At 69.5% G+C, this 15868-nt stretch carries 18 protein-coding genes; 11 read left to right on the top strand and 7 right to left on the bottom strand.

The window, feature by feature from the left end; translation table 11 throughout:
• Nucleotides 1-1035 (bottom strand): class II fructose-bisphosphatase, encoded by a 1035-nt coding sequence (glpX, locus tag AB0J16_RS20470; protein WP_358541520.1) that lies wholly within the window; start codon nucleotides 1033-1035, stop codon nucleotides 1-3.
• 82 nt (nucleotides 1036-1117) lie between these two features.
• Here glpX and AB0J16_RS20465 point away from each other — a divergent pair, with 82 nt between their 5' ends.
• The 3 genes from AB0J16_RS20465 to AB0J16_RS20455 all read left to right on the top strand — a co-directional run bounded on the left by AB0J16_RS20465 (nucleotide 1118) and on the right by AB0J16_RS20455 (nucleotide 2698).
• Nucleotides 1118-1717 carry a TetR/AcrR family transcriptional regulator gene (locus AB0J16_RS20465; protein WP_358541517.1) on the top strand — a complete coding sequence of 200 codons (600 nt, stop codon included), beginning with the start codon at nucleotides 1118-1120 and terminating at the stop codon, nucleotides 1715-1717.
• Between the two features lie 86 nt (nucleotides 1718-1803).
• Nucleotides 1804-2340, top strand: coding sequence for a DUF4245 domain-containing protein (locus AB0J16_RS20460; protein WP_358541514.1), 537 nt, complete (start codon nucleotides 1804-1806; stop codon nucleotides 2338-2340).
• 91 nt (nucleotides 2341-2431) lie between these two features.
• Nucleotides 2432-2698, top strand: a complete 267-nt coding sequence (locus tag AB0J16_RS20455; RefSeq protein ID WP_358541511.1) for an exodeoxyribonuclease VII small subunit — start codon at nucleotides 2432-2434, stop codon at nucleotides 2696-2698.
• A gap of 44 nt (nucleotides 2699-2742) precedes the next feature.
• Here AB0J16_RS20455 and AB0J16_RS20450 read toward each other — a convergent pair whose 3' ends face one another.
• The gene (locus tag AB0J16_RS20450) at nucleotides 2743-3153 is read right to left on the bottom strand and encodes a nitroreductase family deazaflavin-dependent oxidoreductase (RefSeq protein ID WP_358541508.1); all 411 of its coding nucleotides are present in this window, start codon (nucleotides 3151-3153) and stop codon (nucleotides 2743-2745) included.
• Nucleotides 3154-3241: 88 nt separating this feature from the next.
• Here AB0J16_RS20450 and AB0J16_RS20445 point away from each other — a divergent pair, with 88 nt between their 5' ends.
• A complete protein-coding gene (locus AB0J16_RS20445; protein WP_358541505.1) occupies nucleotides 3242-3832 on the top strand; it encodes a helix-turn-helix domain-containing protein in 591 nt (196 codons plus the stop codon).
• Between the two features lie 11 nt (nucleotides 3833-3843).
• Here AB0J16_RS20445 and xseA read toward each other — a convergent pair whose 3' ends face one another.
• Nucleotides 3844-5094 carry an exodeoxyribonuclease VII large subunit gene (xseA, locus tag AB0J16_RS20440; protein WP_358541501.1) on the bottom strand — a complete coding sequence of 417 codons (1251 nt, stop codon included), beginning with the start codon at nucleotides 5092-5094 and terminating at the stop codon, nucleotides 3844-3846.
• 27 nt (nucleotides 5095-5121) lie between these two features.
• Nucleotides 5122-6282, bottom strand: coding sequence for a hypothetical protein (locus AB0J16_RS20435; protein WP_358541497.1), 1161 nt, complete (start codon nucleotides 6280-6282; stop codon nucleotides 5122-5124).
• A gap of 98 nt (nucleotides 6283-6380) precedes the next feature.
• On the opposite strand from AB0J16_RS20435, the gene AB0J16_RS20430 reads away from it, so the two are divergent.
• The gene (locus AB0J16_RS20430) at nucleotides 6381-7346 is read left to right on the top strand and encodes a 4-hydroxy-3-methylbut-2-enyl diphosphate reductase (RefSeq protein WP_358541493.1); all 966 of its coding nucleotides are present in this window, start codon (nucleotides 6381-6383) and stop codon (nucleotides 7344-7346) included.
• Between the two features lie 97 nt (nucleotides 7347-7443).
• Here the strand turns inward: AB0J16_RS20430 and AB0J16_RS20425 are convergent, their stop codons facing one another.
• Complete coding sequence (locus tag AB0J16_RS20425) at nucleotides 7444-7953, bottom strand: DUF6542 domain-containing protein (protein ID WP_357944099.1); 510 nt, start codon at nucleotides 7951-7953, stop codon at nucleotides 7444-7446.
• A 14-nt stretch (nucleotides 7954-7967) separates the two neighbouring features.
• Entirely contained in the window at nucleotides 7968-9239 is a 1272-nt protein-coding gene (locus AB0J16_RS20420; protein ID WP_358541490.1) for a DNA recombination protein RmuC, read from the bottom strand.
• Nucleotides 9240-9334: 95 nt separating this feature from the next.
• Here AB0J16_RS20420 and AB0J16_RS20415 point away from each other — a divergent pair, with 95 nt between their 5' ends.
• Both AB0J16_RS20415 and ychF read left to right on the top strand, forming a co-directional pair.
• Entirely contained in the window at nucleotides 9335-10108 is a 774-nt protein-coding gene (locus AB0J16_RS20415; protein ID WP_358541487.1) for a hypothetical protein, read from the top strand.
• Nucleotides 10109-10119: 11 nt separating this feature from the next.
• Complete coding sequence (gene ychF, locus AB0J16_RS20410; protein WP_357944103.1) at nucleotides 10120-11196, top strand: redox-regulated ATPase YchF; 1077 nt, start codon at nucleotides 10120-10122, stop codon at nucleotides 11194-11196.
• A gap of 109 nt (nucleotides 11197-11305) precedes the next feature.
• On the opposite strand, the gene AB0J16_RS20405 is transcribed toward ychF, so the two are convergent.
• On the bottom strand, nucleotides 11306-11581 hold the full coding sequence (locus tag AB0J16_RS20405; RefSeq protein ID WP_358541484.1) for an IS66 family transposase zinc-finger binding domain-containing protein: 276 nt from the start codon (nucleotides 11579-11581) through the stop codon (nucleotides 11306-11308).
• Nucleotides 11582-11776: 195 nt separating this feature from the next.
• Here AB0J16_RS20405 and AB0J16_RS20400 point away from each other — a divergent pair, with 195 nt between their 5' ends.
• From AB0J16_RS20400 to AB0J16_RS20385, 4 genes are all read left to right on the top strand, one after another.
• The gene (locus tag AB0J16_RS20400) at nucleotides 11777-12010 is read left to right on the top strand and encodes a toxin-antitoxin system (RefSeq protein ID WP_357944107.1); all 234 of its coding nucleotides are present in this window, start codon (nucleotides 11777-11779) and stop codon (nucleotides 12008-12010) included.
• Nucleotides 12007-12426 (top strand): type II toxin-antitoxin system VapC family toxin, encoded by a 420-nt coding sequence (locus AB0J16_RS20395; RefSeq protein ID WP_358541481.1) that lies wholly within the window; start codon nucleotides 12007-12009, stop codon nucleotides 12424-12426. The genes AB0J16_RS20400 and AB0J16_RS20395 overlap by 4 nt, the downstream gene beginning before the upstream one ends.
• A 221-nt stretch (nucleotides 12427-12647) precedes the next feature.
• Entirely contained in the window at nucleotides 12648-14153 is a 1506-nt protein-coding gene (locus tag AB0J16_RS20390) for an ATP-binding protein (protein WP_358541478.1), read from the top strand.
• 245 nt (nucleotides 14154-14398) lie between these two features.
• Nucleotides 14399-15817 (top strand): DUF234 domain-containing protein, encoded by a 1419-nt coding sequence (locus AB0J16_RS20385; protein ID WP_358541475.1) that lies wholly within the window; start codon nucleotides 14399-14401, stop codon nucleotides 15815-15817.
• Nucleotides 15818-15868 lie beyond the last annotated feature (51 nt).

Here is a 15868-nt window from a genome sequence, read left to right as displayed (position 1 = left end):
CTATCCTGCCGTGTCGAAGTTGATCGCGCTGTAGGCGCGCAGCTTCGTGAGCTGGTGCTCGCTGTCCACCTTGCGGATGGTGCCCGAACGCCCGCGCATCACCAGCGAGTGCGTCAGCGCCACCCCGCCCCTGAACCGTACGCCCTGCATGAGCTCGCCCTGCGTGATGCCCGTCGCCGCGAAGAACACATCCTCCGAACGCACCAGGTCGTTCGTGGTCAGCACCTGGCCGAGGTCGTGTCCGGCGTCGAGCGCCTTGCGCCGCTCGGCATCGTCGCGCGGCCACAGCTTGCCCTGGATGACGCCGCCCAGGCACTTGAGCGCGCACGCGGCCACGATGCCCTCGGGCGTGCCGCCGATGCCCAGCATCAGGTCGATGCCGGTGTCGGCGCGGGCCGCCATGATCGCGCCCGCCACGTCGCCGTCGACGATGAACTTGATCCGCGCCCCGGTCTCCCTGATCTCCTTGACCATCTGCTCGTGCCGCGGGCGATCGAGTACGACGACCGTCACGTCGGATGCCGAACAGCCCTTGGCCCTGGCGACCGCCTGGATGTTCGTGGCCACCGGAGCCTCGATGTCGACCACGTCAGCGGCGTCGGGGCCGGTGACCAGCTTCTCCATGTAGAACACGGCCGACGGGTCGTACATCGAGCCGCGTTCGCTCACCGCGATCACCGACACCGCGTCCGGCATGCCGAGCGCCGTCAGCCGGGTGCCGTCGATCGGGTCCACGGCCACGTCGCAGTCGGCGCCGCTGCCGTCGCCGACGCGCTCGCCGTTGAACAGCATCGGGGCGTGGTCCTTCTCGCCTTCCCCGATGACCACCACCCCGTTCATCGACACGGTGTTGATCAGCTGGCGCATCGCGTTGACCGCGGCGCCGTCGGCGCCGTTCTTGTCGCCCCGGCCCACCCAGCGGGCCGCCGCCATCGCGGCCGCCTCGGTGACGCGTACGAGTTCCAGGGCCAGGTTGCGATCAGGGGCGCGCTCTCCCGTGGCCAGCGCTGCGGGTACGGACGTCTGATCGGACATGATGAAGGGCCTCCTCGTGGACAAACTGTCTCGATCGTAGTTGTCCCTGTATCCCCGGTCACCGGAGGATAATGTGCCTGCCATGAGCAGCGATGTGGAACAACCGGCGACAGCCCGCACCTCCGGGCGAGGCGCGGCCACGCGCAGCGCGCTACTCAAGGCCGCCAGAGACGTCTTCGTCTCCAAGGGTTTCGCCGAGGCCGGAGTGACCGATGTGGTGGCCAAGGCCGATGCCAGCGTGGGCAGCCTCTACCACCACTTCTCCGGCAAGGCCGACCTCTACCTCACGCTGTTCGAGGAGTGGCAGGGCAGGCAGGCCCAGCGGACCAAGCAGGCCGCCCGCGAGGCTCGCGCCGAAGGAGAGAACGACCCGATGCGGGTCTTCATCCGCGCCGCCCGCGCCTACCTCGACGGGTGCATCGAGGAACGCGAGCTCGCCGCGCTGTTCCTGCGCGGCGACGGGCCGCCCGGCTTCGAGCTCGTCATGCGTGCCCGGCTGCGCAAATGGGCCGAGCGCAACGCCGCGCTGTTCGAGGACCAGGGGGCGCTGGTGGTCGTCCTCACGGGCGCGCTCGCGGCCGCCGTCTCCGAGGTGGTGCTGTCGGACGACCCCGCGCTGGCCGAGGACGTGCTCGCCATCATCGGCCAGATCCGCCCGGCCGCTTCGTCGGGCGGCGGGTAGATCCGCCCGCCCGTTCGGTCGGGCGGCGGGTAGATCCGCCTGGCCACTTCGTCGGGCGGCACCACCAGCGGGTAATCTCGCCAGTTGTGCGACGGTTCACGGAAGGTTTCTACGGCTACGCGGTAGCCCTGCTCGTCTGTCTTGTGGGGGTAGGGCTGTTTCTGCTGGTCACGCCGCAGAGCCGGGAGGAGCACATCCCCAAGCTCGACTACTCCATCACCGTCGCCAACTTCGGGCATGACGTGCCCTACCAGGTGTGGGCGCCCGCGAAGGACCCGGCGGGCTGGATCCCCAACAGCAACAGGATCGCCAAGGGCTCCGGCGGGGCCAAGGTCCTCTACCTGGGCTATGCGACGGCCAAGAGGCAGCACGCCATGTTCGTGCAGAGCGACGAGAAGCCGGCCGCCGGGTTCGCCGACCGGATGGCCAACTCCAACCGGGCCGTGGGCACTCAGCAGGTGGCCGGGCAGCCCTGGGAGCAGCGCTTCCGCGAGGACAAGAAACAGCGCTCGCTGATCCGGGTGTTGCCCGAGGTCACACTGGTCGTCACCGGCACCGCCGACTGGACCGAACTGGGCGAACTGGCCGCCATCCTGCAGCAGCGACCGAAGACGACGAGCTGACCCGCACCCCCGGCTCGGAGGCGAAGGGCTGACGCGTGGCGATGGGCTGAGCCGCTCCTCGCCGGGGCTCCTCGGCGGGCCAGGGCGCGGGATGTCGGTGCCTGACCCTAGGGTGGTGCCCGTGGCAGAAGAGAAGGCACCCTCATACGAGCAGGCCCGCGAGGAGCTGACCGAGGTGGTGCGCCGCCTGGAGACGGGCGGGCTCACCCTGGAGCAGTCGATCGAGCTGTGGGAGCGCGGCGAGAAGCTGGCCGCCATCTGCGAGGAGTGGCTGCAGGGCGCCCGGGTGAAGCTCGCCGCCGCCATGGCCCGCCGCGCCGACCCCACCACCAATCAGTCGGACGACGCCCCGTTCTAGCCACCCCGCAGTCGGACGACGCTCGTTCTGGCCGCTGATGCTCGTCAGGCGGAGCGGTGGAGGGCCACTACCGGGATGCGGCGGGTGGTCTTCTCCTGATACTCCGCGAAACCCGGGGCGATCGAGACCACGTGGGCATAGAGCCTGTCGCGCTCTTCCTCGCCCACGACCTCGGCCGTGAGCTCGTACGTCTCCGTCCCGATCTCGGCGGTCACCTCGGGGTTGGCGACCAGGTTGTGGTACCACGCCGGGTGGCGGTCCGCGCCGGCGTACGAGGCGATCACGATGTAGCGGTCACCGTCCTCGAAGTACATCACCGGGCTGGTCGTGCGCTTGCCGCTCTTGGCGCCCGTGGTCGTCAGAAGCACCAGGTTGGCACCCTCGAACATGCCCCCGACCTTGCCCTTGTTGGCACGGAACTCGGCGATGATCTGCTCGTTGAAGTCGTTCGCCATGATCGCTCCTCGAATCGGAAATTTCTCCATTTATGGCAGCCAAAGCCTAGCCGGAGAAATTTCCGTTTACCACGTTTATGCTCAGTCTGTGTGCGAGCGTCGATCCCTGCCGATCATCGGGCAGCCCCAGCCCGAACGGGCTGACGCGGCCCGCAACAGGCAGAAGATCATCGAGGTGGCCGCCAAGATGGTCGCCGACGGGTGTATCGGCCGGCTCTCCCTCGACGAGGTCGCCCGTGAGGCGTGCGTGGGAGTCGGCACCGTCTACCGTCGCTTCGGGGATCGGGCGGGGCTGGTGCTGGCGCTGATCGACGACCGCGAGCGGCGCTTCCAAGAGGACTTCCTGCACGGGCCGCCGCCGATCGGGCCGGGCGCGCCTCCTGCCGAGCGGATCAGGGCGTTCCTGCACGCGCTGATCGATCGGGTGGTGGCGCAGATGGACCTGTTCCTGCTGCTCGGGCCGCCGACCGCGCAGCTGAGTGGGGCGTACCGGGCGCATCACACTCACCTGGCCGGGCTCCTCGCCCAGGTACGCCCGGAAGGCGCGAGTTTCCTGGCCGACGCGCTGCTGGCGCCGATCAACGCCCATCTGCTCCGATACCAGCGGGACGAACGTGGCATGTCGATCGAGGAGATCAAGGCCGGATTCGACACCCTGACCCAGGCGATCAGGACATGAGGCAAGCCGTTTCAGGCGGTTTCGTCGGAAGCCTTCTTGCGAGGCTTGCGGGGTTTGGTGGGATCTTCCGTACGGACAGTCAGGCGGTCGTCGCTGAGCCGGATCGTCAGTAGGGAGCCGGGAGCCACGTCCTTGGCCAGCCGGACGACCTCCCCGGACGGATCCTGGACGATGGCGTAGCCGCGTTCGAGCGTGGCGGCGGGTGAAAGGGCGACGAGCCGGGCGCGGAGATGCGACAGCGAGTCCTCCGCGCGGTCGAGCGAGCCACCCAGCGAGCGTCTGGTCCGGTCGCGGAGCGCCTCGACCTGCTCGGCCCGGCGTTCGAGCTCGCGCACCGGGTCGGCCAGCGAGGGCCGGGAGCGCGCCGACGTCAGCCAGGACATCTCCCGGTCGAGCCAGCCGCCGAGCACCCTGCGACCCCTGTCGCGCAGCTGCCGCACCAGTGTTAGCTGCTCGCCCACGTCGGGCACCACCTTCTTGGCGGCGTCGGTCGGTGTCGAGGCCCGCACATCGGCCACCAGGTCGAGCAGCGGACTGTCCTGCTCGTGGCCGATCGCGCTCACGACAGGAGTGCGGCAGGCGGCCACGGAGCGCACCAGCGTCTCGTCGGAGAACGGCAGGAGGTCTTCCAGGGAGCCGCCGCCACGGGCGATGACGATCACCTCGATCTCGGCGTCCGCGTCGAACTTACGCAGCGCCTCGGTGACCTCGCCCACGGCGTACGGGCCCTGTACGGCCACTTCCTCGACCTTGAACCGCACGGCCGGCCAGCGGCGCCTGGAGTTTTCCAGCACGTCGCGCTCCGCCGCCGAGTCGCGGCCACAGATCAGCCCGACCGTGCCGGGCAGGAACGGCAGCCGCCGCTTCCTGTCGGCGTTGAACAGGCCCTCGGCGGCCAGCAGCTGGCGCAGCCGTTCGAGCCGCGCGAGCAGCTCGCCCACGCCGATCGGCCTGATCTCCAGCGCGGTGAAGGCGAACGAGCCCTTGTTGACCCAGAAGTCGGGCTTGACGTGCACCACGACCCGCGCGCCGTCGGCCGGGCGGGGCATGGTCGCTTCGTAGACGCCGCGCGGGGCGGTGACCCGGGCCGACACGTTGGCCACCGGGTCGCGCAGCGTCATGAACACCGTGCCGCCACGCGCGCTCAGATCGGTGATCTGGCCCTCGACCCAGACCGTGCCCAGCTTGCCGATCCAGCCGCCCACCATCTGCAGGACGGTGCGGATCGGCAGCGGAGACTCGGGCGAGGTCTTCGAGGTCATGGCGGAAGACTACGGTGCCAGGACGACTTATTCCCCGGCCCGCAGCTTGACCAGGCGGTTCTCGAACATCCGGACAACCTCGGGCCGCCCGCTCGTGGCCTGCTCGTACGCGATGAGCTCGGTGATCTGCTCGGCCGACTTGCCGCGCATCCTGGCGCGCAGGGAGGCGACGGTCAGCTCGGAGTAGCCGGGCAGCGGCTCGGCCAGGTCGGTGGCGGCCTTCGTCTCGGTGACTGCCACTGCCTCGGCGGTGGCCTTCGCCTTGGGAGTCGCCTTCGGCTTGGGGGTGGCCTTTGCCTTGGGGCTTGCCTCCGCCTCGGTGGTCGCCTCTGCCTCGGTGGCGGTCGCCGTCTCCGTGGCGGCCTTGGCCTTGGGGGCGGCCTTCGGCTTGGCGGCGGCCCGGGGCTTGGCAGGGGTACGCGGCTTGGTGGCCCGCGCGGGCTTGACCTCGACGGCCTCCGGCGCGGCGACCGGCTCCGCTCCGGCCACCGGCTCGGCGGCGACAGCGGGCTCGACGGTGGCGGCCTCGGGCTCGGGCGCGATCTTGGGCTCAGGGACGGCGATGGGCTCAGGGACGGCGCTGGGCTCGGGCGCGACAGCGGGCTCAACGGTCGCGGCCTCAGACGCGGCCACCGGCTCGGGGGCGACAGCGGGCTCGACGGTGGCGGACGCGGGCTCCGGCACGGTCTTGGGCTCGGGCGCGACAGCGGGCTCAACGGTCGCGGCCACCGGCTCGGGGGCGGTCACCGGGGCGGGCGCGGCAGCAGCCTCTGCGGCGGTCTCGGTGGTGGTGGCCTCGGGCTTCGGCTTGGCCGCCGGGGCGAAGATGACCGGGTCCGGCTTGGTCTTGGGGGAGCCGTTGGACGCGGGGGTGTCGGACGGCGTGGGGCGCGGCGCGAAGATGACCGGCTCCTTGCGAGCGGGCTTCGCCACCTCCTCGTCCGCGGTCACGGGCGGCGTCACCTGGTCGGCGGCGGACGGGCGGGAGTCGTGGTCCGCCTCCTTGTCCTCCTTGCCGCCGATTCCCTTGATCGAGTTCTTCATCCGGTCGACGAGCAGCAGCGCCTGACCGGCCGCGCTCAAAGTGGTCTGGATCACGAGGAGGGGAAGGTCTTTGGCCTTCTCCTTCAGCTCGTCCTTGTTGGTGATGGTCTTCGTGATGTTGCGTATCACGTCGCTGAGGGACATGACGTCTCCCTGGGAGGTCTGTATTGGACGGCCAGTCTGGCACGGCGGGCAACCACGCACGCGCGGGCCTGTTGGCCGCTCCACGTAGCATAAGAAGTATGGAGCCCCAGACCCCCACTTCCCGCCGAGTCCTCGTAGCCCGGCCACGCGGCTACTGCGCCGGAGTCGATCGAGCCGTGGTGGCGGTCGAGAAAGCACTGGAGCAGTACGGTGCGCCCGTCTACGTGCGTAAGCAGATCGTCCACAACACACACGTGGTCAAGACGCTGGAGGCCAGAGGCGCGATCTTCGTCGAGGAGACCGAAGAAGTGCCCGAGGGCGAGATCGTGGTGTTCTCGGCCCACGGTGTCTCACCCGCGGTGCACAACGAGGCCAGGCAACGCGGATTGCGCACGATCGACGCTACCTGCCCGCTGGTCACCAAGGTGCATAACGAGGCAAAGAGGTTCGCTGGCCAGGAATACGACATCCTGCTGATCGGGCACGAGGGGCACGAAGAGGTCGAGGGCACCGCCGGTGAGGCGCCCGACCACATCCAGCTCGTCGACGGCCTCGACTCCGTCGACCGGATCCAGGTCAAGGACCCGTCCAAGCTGGTCTGGCTGTCGCAGACCACGCTCTCGGTCGATGAGACCAACGAGACGGTGGCCAAGCTCAAGGAACGCTTCCCCACGCTGATCGACCCGCCCAGCGACGACATCTGCTACGCGACGCAGAACCGCCAGGTCGCGGTCAAGGAGATCGCCGCCGAGTCGCAGCTGGTCATCGTGGTCGGGTCGGAAAACTCCTCCAACTCCAAGCGCCTGGTCGAGGTGGCCAAGGATTACGGCGCCGACGCCTCCTACCTGGTCGACAACGCCACCTTCATCCGTGACGAGTGGCTCGAGGGCGTGACCACGGTCGGCGTGACCAGTGGCGCCTCGGTGCCGGAAGAGCTGGTCGCCGAGGTGCTGGCCCGGCTGGCCGAGCACGGGTTCGACGACGTCGCGGAGGTCGAGCCGGTCCACGAGAGCGTGCGCTTCGCACTGCCGCACGAGCTCCGCAAGGACCTTCGAGCCTCCTGACCTCGGACGCACTCAACCTCGTCGGCGTGTCCGGCGGGTCCGGGCCTGGTCGGGCGCTCGGCGTTCCCGGCGGCTTGGTCAGTTCCCGGCGCCCGGGTTACTCCTCGGTGCGCGCCGTGCCGTACACCTTGGGCTCGAAGTAGCCCTCAGGCTCCGGTACGAACGACTGGCGCGGGCGCGGCGCTTCGGCGCCCGCCCGCAGCTCCTCGCGCAGATCCCGTACGTTGTCGCGCAGCCCGCGACGCCAGGCGACGACCAGCACGATCGCCGAGCCCGCGAACAGCCAGGGCGCCCCACGCGACAACGAGCTGAACAGACCGACCAAGAGCGACTGCATGATCGACAGCGCGCCGAACGCCCGGCCCAGCTCGACGAAGAACGTCGCGACGAAGAACACCAGCGGCGGCGTCACCACCAGCGACAACAGCTCGCGCGGGTTGACCAGGAGCACGCCGAGCAGGCTCGCCACCACGAACACCGGCCCGACCACGATCGGCAGATTGATCACGGCGGCCACGACATAGGCCGCCAGTGTGGCGATCAAGGCGAGCGCGATGGCACCGCGAGCGGTCAGCCTGACGGCTGATCGCTTGCCTCTCTCACTCATTGGCCCCCGCCCCCTTACTGCGACCCGTTGGCCAACTTACCGTTCGCGTGCGAGATCAGAGACGAGGTTTCCAGCAGTTCGGGCGAGGCCAGCGGCCTGGGCAGGCCCTCCAGCATCTCCGGAGCGTCGAGTTCGCGGTCGACGACGCCCAGATCGTGCAGCTTGCGCGCGCTGACCAGCACGCGGCTTTCGAGCGATCCCACAGTCTTGTTGTACGCCTCGACGGCCCGGGTCAGGGACTTGCCCAGGGACTCGACATTCCTTCCCAACGACGAGAGCCGCTCGTACAGCTCCTTGCCCAGCTCGAACACCGCGCGCGCGTTCTCGCTCAGCGCGGCCTGCTGCCAGGCGTACTGGGCGGTGCGCAGCATCGTGATCAGCGTGGTCGGGGTGGCGATGTGCACGCGGCGCGTCATCGCGTACTCCAGCAGCGCCGGATCCCGCTCCAGCGCGGGCGCCAGGAACGCCTCGCCGGGGATGAACAGCACCACGAACTCCGGCGACGGGTTGAACCCCTGCCAGTACGTCTTGGCGGCCAGCCGGTCGACGTGCTCGCGTACGTGTCTGGCGTGCGCGTCGAGCCGCACGGTGGCCAGCGAGTCGTCGGACGCCTCCGCAGCCTCCAGATAGGCGGCCAGCGACACCTTGGAGTCGATCACGATGTTCTTGCCGCCGGCCAGCCGCACGATCATGTCGGGCCGCATGGCGCCCTCGGTGACCTGCTCGTCGAAATCGCAGTAGCGCTGCATCCCGGCGATCTCGGCGACCCTGCGCAGCTGCAGCTCGCCCCACCGGCCACGCGCCTCGGGCCGTTGCAGCGCCCGGACCAGCGCCATGGTCTGCGAACGCAGCTCCGCGCTGCTCTGCCGGACGAACTCCATCTGCTTGGCCAGCTCGGCCCGGCCGGCGCGCTGGGCCGACTCGGTGTCGCGCAGCTGGGCCTCCACCCGCGTGAGCGCGTCCTTCAGCGGCTCGACGAGGTGCTCGACCGCCTGCCTGCGCTGGTCGAGGTCGCCGCTGGCCTCGGCGCGGCTGGCGGCCAGCCGGGTCTCGGCCAGCTCCAGGAAGCGGAGGTTGTTGACGTCGAGCGCCCGGGTGGACAGCGCCTGGAAGCGCTCGGCGAGCTGCTCCTCGACGTAGACGAGCTTGTCGGCGGCCGATCTGGCCTTGGCGTCGGACTCGGCCAGCCGCACCGCCGCCCGGGTGCGGGCGATCATGAACCCGATGGCCAACCCAACGGCGAGGCCGATGAGAAGCGAGACGACATCCACTCCTTCGCTGTCCACTCCAACGATGATGGCAGGTCATCGATCGCGGATCTCTCCGACACGCTTGGGCATTCCGCTTGTGCGCCTCATCATCAGTCACCCACAGTACTTGTATGATTACCCGATGGCGGCCGACGCTGTCGCTCGTGGCGGCGCTCGCCGTGGCGGCCGGCGTGGTCGCGCTGGCGGTGGTGGTCGTCCGCGCCGGCTCCCCGCGCCCCGTCGCCGCCCAGAACCCCCGGCCGGCGCTGCGGTGGGAGGCCGGCGCGTGCGTACGCCGATCCGCCGAACGCTACGACCTGACGCCCTGCAACGGCGGCGACGCCGAGGTGGTCGCCTTGTCCGCAGACCCGCCGGGGCCGGGCGCCTGCCCCGACGACGTCGACGACGTTCTGCGCATCGACGGAGGGCGCGCCGCCTGCGTACGCAACTTCCTCGAACCGCACCCCGGCGCGCCGGGCGGTGGCGGGGGAGTGCTCAGACCGGGCGACTGCGTCGCGCTCGACGGCCGCGAGCGGCCGTGTGCGGGATCAGGCTGGTACGGCAGAGCCGTCGCTCTCGTCCGTTCGCCGTCGAGCTGCCCCGTGACCACGCTCGACACGCTGACTTTGGACGGTCCGGCACCCGGCACACCGTCCGGCGACGCCGTGATCTGCCTGGGCCGCGGCGGCAAGGTGCTCGGCCGGGGGATGTGCGTGGCCGAGCCGGGCCCCGGCGCCGTGACCAGGTCGGCGATCGACCGGGTCGCCTGCGCGTCGCCGAGGGCCTGGGCCCGGGTGACCGCCTTCGCCGAGTCCGCCGCGAGCTGCCCGGGCAGCTCCGAGCGCTACCTGGAGGCTCGGGGCGCCTATCGGCCCGTGACCTGCCTGAGTCTTGTGAGCAAGTAAACTCAGCGAACGTGAGCCTCTCCATCGGCATTGTCGGTTTGCCCAACGTCGGCAAGTCCACGCTGTTCAACGCGTTGACCAAGACCGGCAACGCCCTAGCCGCGAACTACCCGTTCGCCACCATCGAGCCCAACGTGGGCATCGTGGGCGTGCCCGACGACCGGCTGCCCAAGCTGGCCGAGATCTTCTCCTCGGCGAAGGTGCTGCCCGCCAAGGTGGAGTTCGTCGACATCGCCGGCCTGGTCAAGGGCGCCTCGGAGGGGCAGGGGCGGGGCAACCAGTTCCTCGCCAACATCCGCGACACCGACGCGATCTGCCAGGTGATCCGGGTCTTCACCGACCCCGACGTCACGCACGTCGACGGCGAGATCTCCCCCAAGCGCGACATCGAGACCATCAACACCGAGTTGATCATGGCCGACCTGCAGACCGTCGAGAAGGCCGTGCCGCGCCTGCAGAAGGAGGCGCGCCACAACAAGGACAAGAAGGCCGCCCTGGAGGCCGCGGAGGCCGCTCTGGCCGTGCTCGAGACCGGCAAGACCATCTTCGAGAGCGGCCTCGACCGCGAGGAGCTGCGCGAGCTCCACCTGCTGACGGCCAAGCCGTTCCTCTACGTGTTCAACCTCGACGCCGACGAGCTGATCGACTCCGCGCTCAGGGAGCAGCTGTCCACCCTGGTCGCCCCGGCCGAGGCGGTCTTCCTCGACGCCAAGATCGAGTCGGAGCTGGTCGAGCTCGACGACGAGGAGGCGCTGGAGCTGCTGCAATCGGTGGGCCAGGAGGAGTCCGGCCTGTCGCAGCTGGCGAGAGTGGGCTTCGAGACGCTCGGCCTGCAGACCTACCTGACGGCCGGCCCCAAGGAGACCAGGGCCTGGACGATCCGTAAGGGCGCCACCGCGCCCGAGGCCGCCGGCGTGATCCACACCGACTTCCAGCGCGGCTTCATCAAGGCCGAGGTCGTCTCGTTCGACGATCTGGTCGAGGCGGGCTCCATCGCCAGCGCCCGCTCGGTGGGCAAGGCCCGCATCGAGGGCAAGGACTACGTCATGCGCGACGGAGACGTGGTGGAGTTCCGCTTCAACGTCTAATACGTGTGGCGAAAGTCCGTCTGACCTGTGGCGGAGTGGGTTGGGCGGCCTTTGCGGTCGGCGCAGAGTCCGCAGCGTGCTGACTTCGGTCAGCGCGCGGGGTTAGCGGCTACGCTGCTTCGGTGAGCTGGAACACCAGCAGGTAGGCAGCCAGCGCGCGGAGGTTCGGCCCGTACGACGACGGCGCGCCCGCCACCGTCCGCGGCAGGTCCGCGCCGGTGAGGTGGCCGCACCCGCCACACCGGCAGCGATGCGCCCGGTGCTCGGTCACCGTCATGGTGACCAGGGGAATGTCACGTACCTGACGGCGCGAATAGCCGACACTCTCCTCGGCCGACAGCGGTTTCCCGCATCCGCTGCACGCGGCGGGGATGTGGTCTTCCACCTCACTCGTGCAGGAGCATCCGCAGCTCCGCTCCACGGCCAGAAGCGCACGGGAGTGGCTGGTCGCGCGCGGAGTCGGTTCCTGAGTCCGGTCGCTCGCCACTGAGAGGGGCCCGCGCGGCGGTCAGCCGATTCACTGTTGGTTGATACGACCCGAGTGCGATCATGACTGATATCGGCTGAGGAGGTGGTTCTGATGTCATCCATCGTCGTCCGCGGGCTCGAGGAGTCCGTAAAGAAGCAGCTCGCCGTTCAGGCGAAGGAGCATGGCCGCTCCATGGAAGCCGAGGTCCGCGACATCCTTACGAAGGCCGCGCGCCGGCCCCACATCGGCCTGGCGCTCATGCGGGCCGCGCAGGAGGCTGGCGGGATCGACGATCTTGTTATCCCTGAGCGCAGCGACGTCGCGCGAGCGGTGGACTTCGAGTGATCGTCCTTGACACGAACGTCATCTCGGAGATCTTCCGACCGAAGCCCGATGCCCGCGTCGTGGCATGGCTGGAGTCTCTCGCCGGCGATGTGGCCATCACCTCCGTCACGCTCGCCGAGCTTCTGGCCGGCGTGCGTGCTCTCCCAGACAGCAAGCGCAGGTCGGCGCTAAGCGCGACGATCGAATTCGCGCTGCAGCCCTACCGGGAGACCAGGGCAGTGCTGTCGTTCGACGAAGAGGCGGCAGCGCACTACGCCGACGTCCTGGTTGTGCGCGAACAGGCCGGATTGCCCATCAGCACGGCAGACGCCCAGATCGCTGCGATCTGCCGGTCCCACAAGGCCGCGTGCGCGACCCGCAACATCAAGGACTTCGTGCAGACGGGAATCGAACTGCTCGACCCCAGGGCAGACTGAGCCGGCTCCCTCGCTGGGCCCGACGCTGCCCGAGTCTGCCCCCGAAGCGCGCGGGCTCGGTGGGTGCGATGGGCCCTTGAAGCCGAGGGTTTCCCTCGGTCGCGGCATCCCGCCGGACCTCCGACCCCGGCTGTCGCGGCTCAGGGGTGAATCCCAGTACGACGGATTGCGTCGAAGTAGACTTAGACGAATTCCGTCGCAGTCGAGATGCTGGAGGGGCAGTGAAGACGAGCCTGCCGACCAAGCCGGATGACGTCGTCGATCGGGACCGGGAGTGGGGCCTGCTCGCGGAGTTCCTCACCGATCCGGACCCGGCGATGCGGCTCGGCATCGTGTCCGGGCGGCGGCGGCATGGGAAGTCGTACCTTCTGCAGGCCCTGTCCCAGCAGGTCGGCGGCCTGTATGTCACAGCCGTGCGAGAGGAAGGGCGGCTGCCCGCGATCCAGCGGTTCAGTGACGCGGTCGCCACCCACGCCGGTCTGCGGCCGGGGAGCCTGCGCCTGACCGACTGGCGTGACGTCCTGTCCAACGCCCTTGATGTGACCGCCCGTTCGTCGCACCCGCTCCTGGTGATCGACGAGTTGCCGTACCTGCTCCAGCACTCGCCCGAAATCCCGGGACTGCTGCAGCAGCTCTACGACGAGCGCCAGCGCGGCGCCCTGCCCGGTGCCGGGCCGGGCCCGCGATTGATCCTGTGCGGCTCCGCGATGAGTGTCATGCACGAACTGCTCTCGGGGACCAATCCGCTGCGCGGACGTGCGGTGGTCGATCTGCGACTGGGTGCCTTCGGCTATCGGGACAGCCGGGCCTTCTGGCGGATCGATGACCCGTTGACCGCGCTGAAGGTGCACGCGGTCCTCGGCGGGGCCCCGGGCTACCGGTCGGTGGCTGCCCGTCCGCATCCGGACGACGGCTTCGACACCTGGCTGACCCGGACGCTGCTCGATCCGGGGCGTGCGGTGTACTCGCGCACCGAGACCGAGCACTTGCTGCGCGAGGACCCGAGGATCACGCAGCACACCCTGTACTACGACATCCTCACCGCGATCGCGCGGGGCGCCACCACCCCCAGCAAGATCGGTGCTGCCCTGGAGCGCCCGCGCAACGCCGTCGCTCACCCCCTCGGAGTGCTGGAATCCACCGGCTACATCCGGCGGGAACAGGACATCCTCCGCTCCAGGCACCCCGTCATCACCCTCGCCGACCCCGTTATCCGCTTCAACCAGCTCATCACTCTCCCGCAGGCCGCCGCCGTCGAGCAGGGATTCGCCGAGCAGGTGTGGCAGCAGGCCGCTCCGACCTTCAACTCCAAGATCCTCGGACCGCACTTCGAGGACCTGGCCCGTGACTTCACTCGCCGATACGCCTCCACCCTGCTGCCCGGTGGACTGCCCGGTCCAGTCGGCACCACCGAGGTCGCCGACCAGGCCGCCCGCACGAAGCATGAGGTCGACGTCATCGCCCTGGCCGCCGGCGAGCGCCCGCAGGCCCCCCGGGCGAGGATCGCGCTCCTCGGTGAGGCCAAGGCGACGGTCGCCCGCCGGGGGACCGGTGACCTGGAGCGCCTGGAACGCATTCGTGGCCTGCTCGCAGATCAGGGGTACGACACCGCCGCCACCACTCTGGCCCTGTACTCCCTGCACGGCTTCCACCCCGACCTAGTCGACCTGGCCGACCGCCGTGACGACCTCCTCCTGGTTGATCTGCTCACCCTCTACGGCGACTGACTCCAAGAGCGATCAGTCTTCGGGCGAGGCAAGCGCGGGTGCCTTAACGGGCGAGTTCCGCTCCAGGGTTCAGGCGCGATTCCACGACGCCGCCTTCTGTAAGTACGCAGGTCAGATGGGGTCCGGCTTCGCGATGTCGGGCCTCTGGCGCTTTCCCGCGCCGATACGACATTGCTAACATTGATGTTACTAACATTGATGTTAGCAACATGCGCCGAGAGCGCTGAGGGAGTAGGTGAGTGGGCGTGGTGGATTTCGTAGGGCGTCGGCAGGAGCTGGCGACGCTGGAGCGAGAGCTGCGGAAGGTGGCGGCTGGGATCGGAGGGGAGCGGCCCGGTCGATGCGTGATGCTGCGCGGACGACGCCGCGTGGGCAAGTCGCGGCTGGTCGAGCAGTTCGTGGAGCGTGCCGGGGCACCGTTCTTGTTCTATGCGGCCACTGGTGCGTCGGCGGAGGTCGATCTGGCGCGGCTGGCCCGGGACGCCCGGGCGTCGACGCTGCCTCTCGCGCAGTTGGTGGCCGCCGCGCGGCCGGAGAGCTGGGATACGGCGTTCGATGTATTGGCCGCGGCGCTGCCCGCCGACCGGGTCAGCGTCCTGGTCATCGACGAGGTGCCGTACCTGATGGATGCCGATGGCGCCTTTGAGGGGATGCTGCAGCGGGCCTGGGACCGGGGACTGGAGACCAAGCCGGTGCTGCTGGTCCTCATCGGCTCAGATCTGTCGATGATGGAAGCGCTGAACAGCTACGGACGCCCTTTCCACCAGCGTGGCCGGGAGATGGTGCTCGGGCCGCTGAACCCCGCCGAGGTCGGGCGGATGCTGGGACTGAGCCCGGCCGAAGCCTTCGACGCCGCGCTGGTCACCGGCGGGCTGCCGCTGATCTGCGCGGAGTGGCCGCACGGCGCGGGACTGTGGGACTTCCTCGGCGAGGCGCTGAACGATCCGGTCTCGGCATTGCTGGTGTCCGCCGAGCGCTCGCTGGGCGCGGAGTTCCCGCCGCAGGCTCAGGCCCGCGCGGTGCTGGCGGCGATCGGTAGTGGCGAGCGTACCTTCGCCAACATCGCCCGCGCGGTCGGCGGGATCGGCGCCACGCCGCTGCAGCGAGCGCTGGAACTGCTCGCAAACAAGCGGATCATCGCCGCGGAGCTGCCCGTGTCCTTGCGCCCGTCGAAGGATCGCCGCTACCGGGTGACGGATCCGTACCTGCGGTTTTGGCTGCATCTACTCGGTCCTTCCATGCAGGAGATCGAGCGGGGACGGGGAGATCTGGCCTTGGCGCGGATCCGGGACAACTGGACCAGCTGGCGCGGCCGGGCGGTCGAGTCGCTCGTCCGCGAGGCGCTCGCCCGGATACTGCCGGACGACCGGCTGCCCGGGGCCCCTGTGGTGGGCGGCTACTGGACGCGCACCAACGACATCGAGATCGACATCGTCGGGGCGGACCGCGCCCCCATCGCCAAGGAACTGCTCTTCGTCGGCTCCATCAAGTGGTTGGAGCAATCCCCGTTCGACCGGCACGACCTGGCAGCCCTCCACCGGCACCGCGCCGCGCTCACCGACGAACCCGTTCCGGTCGTGGCTGTCTCGCGCAGCGGAGTCGACTGCCCGGGGCTCGATGCCGCCTACGGCCCTGGCGAATTGCTGACCGCTTGGCCGCTGTGAGCGGCGGATCGCCACCCTGGCCGACCGCCGTGACGGCCTCCCCCTGGTCGA

Source organism: Nonomuraea sp. NPDC049750, from assembly GCF_040659625.1.
Taxonomy (GTDB): domain Bacteria; phylum Actinomycetota; class Actinomycetes; order Streptosporangiales; family Streptosporangiaceae; genus Nonomuraea.
The sequence above is the reverse complement of the archived record's forward strand: the minus strand, read 5'-3'. Positions and strand labels throughout refer to the sequence as shown.

Coding starts and splice junctions, on each gene's coding strand:
- glpX (WP_358541520.1), bottom strand. CDS start 1,035: ATGTCCGATCAGACGTCCGTACCCGCAGCGCTGGCCACGGGAGAGCGC.
- AB0J16_RS20465 (WP_358541517.1), top strand. CDS start 1,118: ATGAGCAGCGATGTGGAACAACCGGCGACAGCCCGCACCTCCGGGCGA.
- AB0J16_RS20455 (WP_358541511.1), top strand. CDS start 2,432: ATGTCGGTGCCTGACCCTAGGGTGGTGCCCGTGGCAGAAGAGAAGGCA.
- AB0J16_RS20450 (WP_358541508.1), bottom strand. CDS start 3,153: ATGGCGAACGACTTCAACGAGCAGATCATCGCCGAGTTCCGTGCCAAC.
- xseA (WP_358541501.1), bottom strand. CDS start 5,094: ATGACCTCGAAGACCTCGCCCGAGTCTCCGCTGCCGATCCGCACCGTC.
- AB0J16_RS20435 (WP_358541497.1), bottom strand. CDS start 6,282: ATGTCCCTCAGCGACGTGATACGCAACATCACGAAGACCATCACCAAC.
- AB0J16_RS20430 (WP_358541493.1), top strand. CDS start 6,381: ATGGAGCCCCAGACCCCCACTTCCCGCCGAGTCCTCGTAGCCCGGCCA.
- AB0J16_RS20425 (WP_357944099.1), bottom strand. CDS start 7,953: ATGAGTGAGAGAGGCAAGCGATCAGCCGTCAGGCTGACCGCTCGCGGT.
- AB0J16_RS20415 (WP_358541487.1), top strand. CDS start 9,335: ATGATTACCCGATGGCGGCCGACGCTGTCGCTCGTGGCGGCGCTCGCC.
- AB0J16_RS20400 (WP_357944107.1), top strand. CDS start 11,777: ATGTCATCCATCGTCGTCCGCGGGCTCGAGGAGTCCGTAAAGAAGCAG.